The following is a 13,155-nucleotide window of genomic DNA, read 5'->3' as shown; positions in this document are numbered from 1 at the left end:
GGCCGGGTCATGCCGGGCACTGCCTCCTGTGCCCTGCGTCGTCTCCGTGCTCGATATTGGGTGAGCTAGATGTCGATCCCGACCCAGGACGAGGTCCGACTGGACCGGACGGCCGCATCGATGAATGCGAGACCCGCAAGGCCGTCCTCTATGCCGGGGTAAATCACATCCCCGGCGGCCGTTTTTCCCTCCCTCTTTGCGATGATTGCATCTGCGGCTTCGCGGTAGATCGTCGCAAAACCCTCGAGATATCCTTCCGGGTGCCCTGATGGCACGCGGCTGACACGGTTGGCGGCATCGCCTGCACCCGCGCCATTGCGGGTGATCAGACGCTTCGGCTCGCCGTAAGGTGTGAACCACAGCTCATCCGGCACGCGATGGTGCCATTCAAGCCCACCCTTGTCGCCGTAGACCCGCAGCGACAGGGCGTTTTCATTGCCGACGGCGATCTGGCTCGCCCAGAGCATGCCTTTTGCGCCGCTTGCATAGCGCAGCAGAATATTGGCGCTGTCATCCAGCTGCCGGCCCGGAACGAACGACGTCAGATCGGCATAAAGGCTGCTTGGGATTTCACCCGTCACAAAGACGGCGGCGTTGAAAGCATGCGTGCCGATATCGCCGATTGCCCCGCCCGCGCCGGAACGGCTGGGGTCGGTGCGCCATTCCGCTCCCTTTGCGCCTGTCTTTTCAACGGCTTCGGTCAGCCAGTCCTGCGCATATTCGGCCTGAACGTGGCGCAGCTTGCCGATGGCTCCATCAGCGATCATCTCGCGCATCTGCCGCAGCATCGCGTAGCCGGTGTAATTATGCGTCAGGATGAACAACCTGTCGGATGCCCTGACGATCTCGGCAAGCGCCTTCGCCTCTTCCAGCGTCGCGGTCACCGGCTTGTCGCAGATGACGTGGATGCCGGCGTCGAGAAATGCCTTGGACGGAGCAAAATGCAGATGGTTCGGCGTCACGATGGCGACTGCCTCAATGCCGTCTTCCCGACCAGCCTCGGATGCCGCCATTTCCTCGAACGAGGCATAGGAGCGCTCCGGCGCAATGCCCAGCAGGGTTGCCGAAGCGCTAGCACGCGCGGGATCGGAGGAAAGCGCGCCGGCTACCAGTTCGTAACGGTCATCCAGCCGGGCCGCGATGCGATGCACCGCCCCGATGAAGGCGCCCTGACCGCCGCCGACCATGCCAAGACGAATACGGCGGCTATCGAATTTTGCTATCGTGGAGGACATGAAGTTTCCTTTCAGAGACCGAGAAGGCGACGATTGGCGGCATCATCGACACCGCTTTTGGCGAAATCGTCGAAAGCCCGCTCGGTCACGCGGATGATGTGGTTTTCAATGAAGCCGGCGCCTTCGCGCGCGCCGTCTTCCGGGTGCTTCAGCGCGCATTCCCACTCCAGCACCGCCCAGCCGTCGAAGTCATATTGGGTGAGCTTGGAAAACACCGCGCCGAAATCGACATGCCCGTCGCCGAGCGAGCGGAACCGCCCCGGCCGGTCGACCCAGCTCTGATAACCGCCATAAACGCCGGAACGGCCGGTCGGATTGAACTCGGCATCCTTGACGTGAAAGGCGCGGATGCGCTCGTGGTAGATATCGATGAAATCAAGATAATCCATCGCCTGCAGGACGAAGTGGGAGGGATCGTAGAGAATGCTGGCACGCGCATGATTACCGGTGGCTTCGAGAAAACGCTCGAAGGTGATGCCGTCATGCAGGTCTTCGCCCGGATGCAGTTCGTAGCAGAGATCGATACCGTTCTCCTCGAATGTATCGAGAATGGGCGTCCAGCGCTTGCCGAGTTCGGCAAAGGCCATTTCGACAAGACCCGCCGGGCGCTGCGGCCACGGATAAACGAAGGGCCAGGCCAGCGCACCGGAGAAGGTGGCGTGGCTCTTGAGGCCGAGATGCTGCGAGGCTTTCGCCGCGCACTTCAGCTGATTGACCGCCCATTCCTGCCGCGCCTGCGGTTTGCCGCGCAGTCCAGCGGGCGCAAAACCATCGAACATCTCGTCATAGGCAGGATGAACAGCGACGAGCTGGCCCTGAATATGGGTTGAAAGCTCGGTGATCTCGACGCCTGTCTCGGCCAGACGGCCTTTGATATCATCGCAATAAGCCTTGGAAGCGGCGGCTTTCTCGAGATCGAAGAGCTTGGGATCGGTCGGCACCTGAATGCCCTTGTAACCAAGGGAAGCCGCCCATTGTCCGAGATTGTCGAGCGTGTCGAAGGGGGCTTTGTCCCCGACAAATTGTGCGAGGAAAATCGCCGGGCCTTTGATCGTCTTCATGTCCTTACACTCCTTGCATTCACAGTCTGGCCGCTAACGATGCAGCGGGCGGCAGGGCGCGACTGAACCGCGCACCACCAGTTCCGTCTCCAGCACGATGGTCTCGGCCGTGCGTTTGCCGTTCAGCCGGTCGACCATCAGCGCCATGGCCTTGCGGCCCATTTCCTGTCGCGGCTGGCGCACCGTCGTCAGCGGCGGTTCGAAGGCATTGGCGAAAATGATATCGTCGAAGCCGATGACCGAGACATCGGCCGGAACCGAAAGCCCGCGCCCGCGCAACTCGCTGATCGCGCCAATCGCCATCTGGTCGCTCGAGGCGAAGATGGCGGTGAAGGCAATACCGCCTTCGAGAAGGCTGGCAATCGCCTGACGGCCTGCTTCGATGCTGTAATCGCCTGTCACCAGAAGTTCATCGGCATAAGCGATGCCGGCCTCGGCAAGTGCGTCGCGGTAACCGTCGAAACGCTCCTGCGCCAGACTTTCCGGGACGGGACCGGCCAGATGCACGATCCTTTTATGCCCTGCCTCGATGAGGTAGCGCATGGCGTTGATGGAAGCGGCGCGGTTGTCGACCTTGACGGTGGGAAGCGCGAGTCCGGGCACCGTCTCCGACGCGATGACGATCGGCGGCAGCGCGTCGCCCTGATCGAGAAGCTCTGACGGGAACTGTCCGGTCATCAAGATGAGGCCATCGGCATGTTTCTGCCGGACCATATCGATATGGGTTGCCACGCGGTGTTCGTCGTTGCGGGCATCGCCCATCAGCACCTTGAAGCCCGCTTCGCCCGCCGCTTCCTCCACACCCTTGTAGATTTCGAGATAAAACGGGTTGCCGATATCGCGAACGAGGAGAATGACGGTGTTGTTGGACTGACGCCGGAAGCTCGCGGCCTGCGCGTTGGGAACAAAATTCGCCTGCCGGACGGCGTCGAAAACCTTCTTCCGGGTTTCCGGGCGAACCTTGTCGGGTTGCTGCAGCGCCCGCGACACGGTCGCGATCGACACGCCCGCAAGAGCTGCAACTTCCCTGATATTCGAACCTTGGTCTTTGCTCATCTGTCACACACGCAACTGCTTTTGGCGGCCATAAAGCAGCATCAGCGCAAGTAACGTGACACCGAATATGATCTGCCGGGCCCATACATCGAGGTTGAGCGTTATCAGTACGCTTTGCAGAATGGTGAGTGCAACTGCCCCGGCCATGGTGCCGATATATCCGCCCGCACCACCGGCAAGCGAGGTGCCGCCAATGACGACCGCGATGATCGACGGAAGGACATATTGGTCGCCGACGGAAATGAAGGAGGTGCCGGTGTAACCGATCACGCAGACCCCGGTCAGCCCGGCAAACAGGCCGGACAAGCCGTAGAGCAACGTGCGGATCAAAGACACGGGCAATCCGACCAGCGTTGCCGCCCGCTCATTGGAGCCGATGGCGTAAATGGAGAAACCGAACGCCGTGCGGCGCAGCACGAACAGCATGATCGCGGCAATGCCAAGCCAGACGAAGAGGACGCCGGGAATGCCGAAGACGAGCGGCCGGTTGATGAAGCCTGCCAGAAGAGGTGCGGCCGCACCGGAGGGAACGCCCTGCGAATAGACCACCAGTCCGCCCTGAATGACGGCCGTCATGCCGAGTGTCATGACCAGCGGCGGAATGCGCACGAAGGTGATGCCGAGGCCGTTGATGAGGCCGATCAGGAAGGGAACACCGCCTGCAACGAGAATGGCAAGCGGAATGCCGGCGTTCTGGCCGTTCATCATGTTGCCAGCGAGAACAGCACCAAGCGAGATCATTGCGCCGACCGAAAGATCGATGCCTTCGCGTCCGCCGAGGATGACGAGGTTCTGCCCCGCCGCGACGATGCCGAGAATGGCGGCAATCGTCAGCAGCCGCACGATCTGCGAGCCCTGCGCGAAGCCGGGCGACAATAATTCGCCGACGAGCAGCAGGAAGACCGATGCGCCAATGGCAATGGTCAGGGGATCGGTGATGAGGGATTTGATTTGCAAGCCGGGATTGGTCATATCAACGCCTCGTCACCAGAACGCCACCGGCAAGCGCCGTCAGCACAATCAAACCCTGCACCAATGTCTGGTACTCGAAGGGCAGGCCCGCAAAGAAAATCACATTGCCGATCATGCCGAGCACCAGCGCTCCCGCAATCGACCCGGTCGAGCTGCCGAAGCCGCCCGAAAGTGCGGTGCCGCCGAGCACCACCGCCGAAATGGAGGAGAGCGCCAGGCTTGCACCAAGCAAGGGATCGCCAGAGGCGGTCTCGCCCGTCAGGCACAGCGCTGCCAGTGCCGAAAACAGACCGGAAACCATGTAGGCGCCGATGCGGATACCCGAGAGGCGCAGACCCGTCTGGAAAGCGCCGGTGCGATTGCCGCCAACGGCCAGCAAATGAACGTGGAACGGAATGCGCGATACGATCAGCGTGAAGGCGATGCCCGCCAGCAGTACCCACAGTACGAAGGGCAGGCCGATGAAGCTGCCGGAATAGGTCTGCCAATAGGCTTCCGGCACCGGAAGACCGGCCTGCGGCAGAACCCAGATGGCAAGCCCGGCGAAGATGATGCCCGTCGCGAAGGTGGTGACGATGGGCTGGAAGCGCAGGCCGGATATGAACAGACCGTTGACCAGCCCGCAGATCAGTCCGACTGCAACTCCCGCTCCCATGCCGGCGATAACGGCGCCTGCCGTTCCGCCGAGTGCGGCAATGACGCTGACCGTGACGACATTGGCGAGCGCCACGATGCTGCCAACCGAGAGATCGATGTCTCCCGCCAGAATGACATAGGTCTGCCCGATGGCGACCAGGATCAGCGGAAGAAACGTCGTCAGGTTCGACTGCAATACGGCCGGCTGCACGAAGGACGGCTGCAGAAACGTGTTCACGCCGATGAGAACGGCCAGAACGACGAGGGTTATGATCCAGGGTTGCCTGCGCAGAAAACCGGAAGAGCTCATGCGGCGTCTCCATAGGCGGCGCGGGTCATGTTTACGGATGTCATGTCGGCTCCGGTCAGCTCCGCAGAAATGCGCCCGCCATTGAACACGAGAATACGGTCGGCATATTCGAGGATTTCCGCATCTTCCGAGGAATAGAGAAGAATGGTCGCGCCCGCGTCAGCCTGCTGCCGCATCAGCGCAAAGAGATCGGCCTTGGCGCCAAGATCGATGCCCTTGGTCGGATCGTCGAGCAGAAGCAGTTTCGGCGCGGTGGCAAGCCAGCGGGAAATGAAGATCTTCTGCTGGTTTCCGCCCGAAAGCGTGCCGATCGGCATGTCCATGCCGGCGAACTTCGTCTTCATGTCGTCCGCAACCTTCTGCACACGCGGCTTCAGCGTCGCGGGCCGGACCAGCCGCATCTTTTCGCGCACCATGAGCGCTGCAACGAGATTTTCGAAGATCGACCGACCCTGAAGCGAGGCATCGCGACCGCGATCGCCCGAGACATAGGCAAAACCATTGTGAACCGCCTGCGACGGCTTGCCGATAACGACGTCCCGGCCCTCGAACTGGATTTGCCCTGCGGCAAAGGGGCTGGCGCCGAACAGGCCTTTCAGGAGGGCCGACTGGCCCTGCCCCTGCAGGCCGGCCAGACCGACGATTTCACCCGGATAGGCTTCCAGAGTGACACCGCGAACGCCCTCGCCCGCAACATCCGTCACTTTCAGGCTGGGCGCTGCATCTGCACGTCCCTGCTGGCGTGCGGGTGCGGCGCGGACATCGCCGACCATATCATGCACGACGGCTTCGCGGGTTGTGGCGGCGGTATCGAGTTCAGAAATGGTCGCGCCGTTACGCATGACGGTGATGCGGTCGCAGACCGCGAAAACCTCATCGAGACGGTGGGAAATCATGATGGTGGAGATGCCGTCGGCCTTCTTGGCCCTGAGGATCTCGAAAAAGCGCTGGGACTGGCGGCCATCGAGCGCCGCCGTCGCCTCATCCATGATCATGAGGCTGGCATTCTGCGCGAAAACCTTGAGGATTTCGACAAGCTGGCGCTGATCCGGCGGCAGATCGCCGACGATCGCATCCGGCTCCAGCCCTTCGCCGGCAACCCCGTCAAAAAGCGCAATCAACTTGGCCGCTTCGGCTTTCAAGGCCTTGCTGTCGACAAAAACGCCGCGCTTGGGTTCGCGCCCAAGGAAAATATTGTCGGCGACGGAAAGCTGCGGAATGAGGCTGAGTTCCTGGTAAAACAGCGCGATGCCGGCATTTTCAGCGTCACGCGGGCTTTTAAAGCGCACGTCCTCGCCGTTGAACCTGATCGTGCCGCTGGTCGGTGCGACCGCACCCGCAACGATCTTGCAGAGCGTGCTCTTGCCGCAACCATTCGCACCCAGCAGCGCTTGGATTTCGCCACGGCCGACGGTCAGCCTGCCGTCGGAAAGCGCGCGCACGGCGCCAAAATTCTTCGTTATGCCGGCCGCCTCCAGAGCGTTCGCCATCGCATGTCCCCGAATTGTACTTGTCATTGTGCTTCGTCACCGACGGACACGTGAAAGACGCAATCCGCACTCGAGTTTCAGGTTCGGGCTGGCCTTCGCCGCCAGCCCGAGACTGATCTTACTTGAAGAACTCGCCAGCCTGTTCCGGCGTCACGGTTGCCGTGACGGACCAGTAGCCCGGCTTGCCTTCGGCGGACTTGATGTTGTCCGCGAGGTTGTCGTTGCTGACGAAGGGGATCGGAATATAGATGGCGTTGCCATAGGTGCCGCCGAATACGCCGTCCTTGAATTCCTTGCCCTGCAGCTTCAGAACCGCAACGTTGAGCGCGCTGGCCATGACACCGGGAGGATTGACCGAAGCGCCGGAATTGAACTCTTCCTTTTCCCAGCGCGTCATGAAGTCCTTGCGGATTTCACCTGTTGCGGCGATGTCCTTGGTCTTGCCGGCGGCTTCGATTGCGCGCCATGCGCCATCGGCCATGCCGTCCTGCACCCACACACCGCTGATATCGGGATAGGTGGCGAGAAGGTTCTGCATGGCCTGCTGGCCCTGCGCCTGGTCCCAGCTCGCATTGGCTTCGTTCAGCACCTTGATGTCGGGATATTTCTTGAACACTTCGCGGTAGCCGGCGACGCGGGCTTCGTTGGCGGGGTTGCCGGCGATGCCGTTGATGGCGACGACGCTTCCCTTGCCCTTCAGCGAATCCGCAAGCCATTGTGCGGACTGCGCCGCCCAGGCCTTCTGGTCGATGCCGACATAGATCGCGTCCTTCGAAGACACTTCCGCGTCGGTTGCGATGACGAGAATGTTGCGCGCCTTCGCCTGCGCAAAGATCGGATCGAAGGCCGTCGGGCTGCCGGGATTGATGAGAATTGCATCAACGCCCTGGTTCATGAAATTGCGGATGTGGCCGATCTGCCCCTGCACATCGACATTGCCGCTCTGAACAACGACTTCGACCTTGACGCCCTTTTCGCCCCAAGCTTTTGCGGCAGCCTGGGCTTCCTCGATCATCTGCGTGCGCCACTCGCTGCCGACGAAAGAATTGGAAAGACCGATCTTGAAGCTCTGCTCCTGGGCGTGCACGGACGTGCCGGCCGCAAGCACCATGGCGGCGGCAGCCATCAAATGTTTAAACATGAAAATTTGCTCCTCCAAGCACGGTTTTTAACCAATGAAACCGTTTACATCGATGAATGTAACCGGTTTCATAAATGAGTCAATCCCGAGAATGATTTTTGTTGCCGGGTCTGGACGGAAGAAAAACACGGGCTGCAAGCGCCCAAAAATGCTCCCGAAAACAGCGGGATAATCCTCACAACCGATCGGAGCGCCGGCCTTTGCAAAAGCACCTTAGGCCTGTCCGCCTGATCCGTTTTTCACTCCCCTGTGGACAAGGAGAGAATTCCCGCATCAAATCACCGCACGATCCAAATCAGGAGAATGACCATGGAAATATTGCGCGCTGGAGCACGGGCATCCGCCAAAGGCCCTAAGGCCTGGTTCACCGGTACGGTCCGCATCGATCCGCTGTTCAACCCGTTCGATGCCGAGCGGGTGCAGGGCGCGCAGGTCACCTTCGAACCCGGCGCCCGCACCGCCTGGCACACTCATCCGCTCGGCCAGACCCTGATCGTGGTTTCCGGCCTTGGCCTGGTGCAGCGCGAGGGTGGCCCGGTGGAGGAAATCCGCCCCGGCGACACCGTCTGGTTCGCACCGGGCGAAAGGCACTGGCACGGGGCCGCACCCAATGTCGCCATGACCCATATCGCGCTTCAGGAAGTCAAGGACGGCAAGGTCGTGGACTGGATGGAGCATGTCACGGACGACCAGTACGGCGGCTGACGCAGCTAAATCGGGAGGCCGCCGCCGCCGGCCACATGATTACCAGCACCAGGCCGCCCCGGAACGAGCGAAATATCTCGGAAGCATGATTTAAACTTTGACTTGCATCCGCAATGGGTGAAACCTCTATCCCATTGGGAACATGGTGGAGAATCGTGATCTTACCGGGTGAAAGTTTCCTTGCCTTTGTCACCGTCAATGCGGTCGCCACTCCATGCCCGCAACAGTAAACCAGCGCGATGTGATTGCGGGATTGTCGATTGCCGGCCTGATGTTGCCGGAAGCCATCGCCTATTCGGGCATTGCCGGCGTTCCGGCCCAGCACGCCATCCTCGCCGCCATCATGGGCTGCATCGTTTACGCTTTCTTTGGCCAGAGCCGTTTTGCGGTCGTCTCGCCCACATCCTCTTCCGCGGCAATTCTGGCGGCCATGCTGGCAACGCTTTCCGTCACGCCCGCACAGAAGATGCTGCTCGTTGCGATTACGGTTGCTCTGGTGGGCGTGCTGTTTCTTCTTGCGGCCGTCACCCGGCTCGGGGCGCTGTCGAGTGTGATCTCGCGTCCGGTGCTGCGCGGTTTTGCTTTCGGCCTCGCCCTTCTGATTACGATCAAGCAATTGCCGAGCCTGTTCGGAATAAAGGAAACGACCGGAGAACCGCTGGCCATACTCCTGCAAATCCTGTCTCATCCTCAGGACTGGAACCCTGACAGCATCGCCGTCGGCGTAATTGCCCTTGCCGTGCTGCTTCTCCTGCGCAGACGTCCGGCCATTCCCGGCAGCCTCGTCGTCATCGTGGCGGGCATCGCCGTGTCGATATTGCTCAATCTCCAAAGCCGGGGGGTCGCCGTCGTCGGCGCGATTGACCTTGCCGGCATATGGGCCGGACCATTCTCCGTCTCACTTGACGACGTCGCCCATGTCGCCCGCTTCGCGCCGCCGCTCGTCCTCATTCTCTTTGCAGAATCCTGGGGCACGGTGCGCAGCTTTTCGCTGCGTCACGGCGAGAGCGTCGATTCCAATCGTGAACTAAGAGCGTTCGGGCTTGCCAATATTGCCAGCGCCGCCGTGCAGGGCATGCCGGTCGGTGCGGGTTTTTCCGCAGGAGCTGCAAGCGAGGCGGTCGGCCCGCAGAGCCGGCTCGCCTCAGCCATCGCTGCAATCGGCCTTGCCGCCTTCAGCCTCGTCGCGTCCGGCTGGTTCGCTTTCATTCCGCAAGCGGTTCTTGCCGCCGTCATTGCCGTTGCGCTTCTGCACGCGCTCGATCCCACACCGATCATCCGTCTCTGGCGGCTTGGCAACGATGCCTATCTGGCGCTTGCGGCTGCGGCCAGCGTGCTTGCATTCGGTGTTCTCAACGGCATGCTGGTCGCGGTCGCCCTGTCCTTCGCCGTCTTCGTTCGCCGGCTGTCGCTGCCGCACGTCATGCATCTCGGCCGGCTGGGCGACAGCCACGACTTTGTCGACATCGAACGCCACCCGGATGCAAAGGATGTGTCCGGCATGATCATCCTCAGGCCCGCACAGCCGCTTTTCTTTGGCAATGCGGAACCGATCCTCGCCGCCGTCACAAAACGGATCGCCGCCCGGCCGGAGCTGCGGGTCGCGATCTTGAGCCTTGAGGAAACATTCGAACTGGATTCCACCGCGCTCGATGCGCTTCTGGAGTTCGATGCCTCGATGCGGCATAGCGGCATCGTGGTTTATTATGCGCGGGTGCACGATCACGCACGGGATTTGCTGCTCGCCGGCGGCGGAAACGACATGGTTGCCCGCAGCAATTTCAGCGTCGATGATGCCGTAACGGCGGCCATGCGCCGGGAGGAGAGCCATGCCCAACAACCTTGAACCGCATCTCAGCCCGGTTGAAATCCTCTCGCTCAGGCCAACACAGATGACAGTCGGCCTTCAGGAGGTTGAAACCAAGCGCCGGCAATGGGCCGCCATCCAGGCGGAAAAGGGGGCCGAATTCCTCGGCCACCACATGGTGCCGGTCGTTGTCGGCTACAAGCAGCGCCTTTACCTTGTCGATCATCACCACCTCGCTCTGGCCTTGCACAACGAGGGGGTGAAGCATGTGCTGACAAGCATCGTTGCCGATCTTTCCCATCTCGGCAAAGAGGAATTCTGGTCGGTCATGGACCACCGCAACTTCGTCTATCCTTTCGACGCGGACGGCGTGCGCCGCCCCACCGCCGATCTTCCGAAACAGATCGTGGACCTGGAAGATGATCCTTTCCGCTCGCTGGCCGGCGCCGTTCGTGACGCCGGCGGTTTTGCCAAGATCGAGGCGCCTTTCAGCGAATTTCTCTGGGCCGACTTCCTGCGTCGCCGGGTGGACAAAAAAGAACTGCGACATTCCTTTGACAGCGCCGTGGCAGAAGCGCTGGTGTTGGCGCGCTCGCACGATGCGCGGCATCTGCCTGGATGGTGCGGAGCGGACCGATGATCACCCTCACCTCACTCCTCAGAGCAATTGCGGCCGCAGCCGTCGCACTTTTCCTGCTGGGGACAGCCGGCCTTGGCGCACAGGAACTGCCGCCCCCCGCCAAACCGCCCGCCCCGCAACAGACGACGGAGCAGAAGGTCGATCAATTGCTGCAGCTTCTCGGGCAGGATGACGTTCGTGCGCTGCTCACGCAAAAGCTTGCGGCAACGGGTGCCGAGCCGCCGCCGCAACTGACGCCGCAGAGCCAGTTGAGCGACTTCGACCAATGGGCGAGCAAACGGCGCGAACATCTGGCCCGTATTGCAGCCGACCTGCCCGTCATGTCGGCGCAGGTGACCTCGGCGCTGGGAAGACTTGGCGACGAGATCCGCGCCTATGGTTCTCCCATCTTTCTGCTGCATGTGCTGATCCTGTTCGGCGCAGGTATTGCCGGTGGCATCGCCACAAACCGGATCATCGTGATGCAGGCATCCCGCAAAAACGGCGCGGATATCGGCAAGGAAGCCTCGGCCGTCGTGTTCCGAAAGCTCCTGCCCGTCTTCGGTTACGGGCTCGCCATCACGACCATGTTCCTTGCCATCCAGTGGCCGCCCCTGCTGAGCGCCATTCTGTTGCCCTGGCTTGCGATGAGCGTCATTTTGCCCCTGCTTTTTGCCTTTACCGGCCTGTTGCGCCAGATCATTGGCCGGGAGGCCCATACACGGCGCGATTTCTGGATCGTGCGCTGGACATGGCTCCTGACGCTTGCCGGAATTTTCTGGGCTCTGCTGAGGACGTTGGAAAATCTCGGCGTTCCCCGCGACACGCTCGGGCTTCTATCCGCCGCCATGGTCGGTTTCCTGTTCCTGCTCGCCGGCATCTGGATCTGGCGACGCCCCGGCGGCGAGCCGGGTTCGGAGCGCACAAGGGCGATCGATGTCGCGCTGATCTTCTGCCTCATCATTCTCTTCGGGCTGCGGCTCGCCGGTGCCGGCGTCCTTTTCTGGATCGGGCTTTATGCGCTTGTTCTGCCCGGCCTTGCCTCCACACTCGGCGTCGCGGCGCGAAAGCTCGCAACGGATATGGGCAGCTACGGGGAAAGCGATCTGCGCCCGGTTCTGGCCGAGCGCGGCGTGCGGCTTGTCGTCGTCGGAACCGCCATAGTGTGGCTGATCTTCCTCGTTCGCGCCCATCCGGATTCCCTGCCCGACGGCGCTTTGCTGACCTCGATCGTCGTTGGCGTCCTGCACGGGGCGCTGATCCTGCTTCTAGCCGATCTCGTCTGGATCGCCATCAAGTCGATGATCGCGCGTCGGCTGGAGCTGAGCGCACCCGCCGTTGATCCAGTGAGTGGCCATCCGGGCAGCCAGCCGCAGGACGACCGGCTTTTGACCATTCTGCCGATCCTTCGCAACATGCTCGGCATCATCATCGCAGCCGTCGCGGTCATGACGGCGCTATCGGAACTCGGCGTCAATATCGGGCCTCTCCTGGCGAGCGCCGGCATCTTCGGCATCGCCATCGGTTTCGGTTCGCAAACGCTGGTCAAGGACATCATCAGTGGCGTGTTCTACATGATCGACGACGCCTTCCGCGTCGGTGAATATATTCAGAGCGGCTCCTATCGCGGCACCGTCGAATCCTTCAGCATCCGCTCGGTCAAGCTGCGGCACCATCGCGGGCCGATCTTCACCGTGCCGTTCGGATCGCTCGGCGCCGTCGAAAACATGAGCCGCGACTGGTCGATCGACAAATTCATGGTCACCGTCGCCTTCGATACAGACATCGCCAAGGTCAAGGCCATCACCAAGGAAATCGGCAGGGCGCTCAAGGAAGACCCGGAATTCGGACCGTTCCTGATCGAGACCGTCAAGCTGAAAGGCGTCGAGCACTTCGGCGAATACGGCATGACACTCGGCTTCGGCATGATGCTGCGCGCCGGCGGGCAATCCTCGGTAGTGCGCCGCAAGGCCTATTCGATGCTGAAGGACGCCTTTGCGCAAAACGACATCCAGTTTGCCAGCATGACGGGCGCTTACCCGGCCGCGTCACGGTCGGCACGACCATCGGAGCCTGAACCGGGCGGCGAGACGGGACCGGTGGAAGAATAGAGCCCCGCATCC

Annotated in this window: 11 protein-coding genes; 4 read left to right on the top strand and 7 right to left on the bottom strand. The window is 61.5% G+C overall.

The window, feature by feature from the left end:
• Positions 1-65: 65 nt before the first annotated feature.
• The 7 genes from OK142_RS21700 to OK142_RS21670 form a co-directional block, all read right to left on the bottom strand.
• Positions 66-1,235, bottom strand: a complete 1,170-nt coding sequence (locus tag OK142_RS21700; RefSeq protein WP_035226963.1) for a Gfo/Idh/MocA family protein — start codon at positions 1,233-1,235, stop codon at positions 66-68.
• An 11-nt stretch (positions 1,236-1,246) separates the two neighbouring features.
• Positions 1,247-2,296: a sugar phosphate isomerase/epimerase family protein gene (locus tag OK142_RS21695; RefSeq protein WP_498685109.1), complete on the bottom strand. Its 1,050-nt coding sequence runs from the start codon at positions 2,294-2,296 to the stop codon at positions 1,247-1,249.
• Between the two features lie 33 nt (positions 2,297-2,329).
• The gene (locus tag OK142_RS21690; RefSeq protein ID WP_498685107.1) at positions 2,330-3,352 is read right to left on the bottom strand and encodes a LacI family DNA-binding transcriptional regulator; all 1,023 of its coding nucleotides are present in this window, start codon (positions 3,350-3,352) and stop codon (positions 2,330-2,332) included.
• Between the two features lie 3 nt (positions 3,353-3,355).
• A complete protein-coding gene (locus tag OK142_RS21685; RefSeq protein ID WP_045019982.1) occupies positions 3,356-4,324 on the bottom strand; it encodes an ABC transporter permease in 969 nt (322 codons plus the stop codon).
• 1 nt (position 4,325) lies between these two features.
• Positions 4,326-5,270 carry an ABC transporter permease gene (locus OK142_RS21680; protein WP_498685106.1) on the bottom strand — a complete coding sequence of 315 codons (945 nt, stop codon included), beginning with the start codon at positions 5,268-5,270 and terminating at the stop codon, positions 4,326-4,328.
• Positions 5,267-6,760, bottom strand: coding sequence for a sugar ABC transporter ATP-binding protein (locus tag OK142_RS21675; RefSeq protein WP_498685105.1), 1,494 nt, complete (start codon positions 6,758-6,760; stop codon positions 5,267-5,269). Before OK142_RS21675 ends, OK142_RS21680 begins: the two co-directional genes overlap by 4 nt.
• A 118-nt stretch (positions 6,761-6,878) precedes the next feature.
• Complete coding sequence (locus OK142_RS21670) at positions 6,879-7,901, bottom strand: substrate-binding domain-containing protein (protein ID WP_498685104.1); 1,023 nt, start codon at positions 7,899-7,901, stop codon at positions 6,879-6,881.
• 309 nt (positions 7,902-8,210) lie between these two features.
• Here OK142_RS21670 and OK142_RS21665 point away from each other — a divergent pair, with 309 nt between their 5' ends.
• From OK142_RS21665 to OK142_RS21650, 4 genes are all read left to right on the top strand, one after another.
• Positions 8,211-8,606: a (R)-mandelonitrile lyase gene (locus OK142_RS21665; protein ID WP_498685103.1), complete on the top strand. Its 396-nt coding sequence runs from the start codon at positions 8,211-8,213 to the stop codon at positions 8,604-8,606.
• 214 nt (positions 8,607-8,820) lie between these two features.
• The gene (locus tag OK142_RS21660; protein ID WP_498685102.1) at positions 8,821-10,452 is read left to right on the top strand and encodes a SulP family inorganic anion transporter; all 1,632 of its coding nucleotides are present in this window, start codon (positions 8,821-8,823) and stop codon (positions 10,450-10,452) included.
• The gene (locus tag OK142_RS21655) at positions 10,436-11,053 is read left to right on the top strand and encodes a ParB-like protein (protein ID WP_498685101.1); all 618 of its coding nucleotides are present in this window, start codon (positions 10,436-10,438) and stop codon (positions 11,051-11,053) included. The genes OK142_RS21660 and OK142_RS21655 overlap by 17 nt, the downstream gene beginning before the upstream one ends.
• Positions 11,050-13,143, top strand: coding sequence for a mechanosensitive ion channel family protein (locus OK142_RS21650; protein ID WP_498685100.1), 2,094 nt, complete (start codon positions 11,050-11,052; stop codon positions 13,141-13,143). The genes OK142_RS21655 and OK142_RS21650 overlap by 4 nt, the downstream gene beginning before the upstream one ends.
• Positions 13,144-13,155: the final 12 nt, after the last annotated feature.

Origin of the sequence: Agrobacterium sp. BT-220-3 (genome assembly GCF_025910175.1) — a bacterium.
Lineage (GTDB): Bacteria > Pseudomonadota > Alphaproteobacteria > Rhizobiales > Rhizobiaceae > Agrobacterium > Agrobacterium oryzihabitans.
The sequence above is the reverse complement of the archived record's forward strand: the minus strand, read 5'-3'. Positions and strand labels throughout refer to the sequence as shown.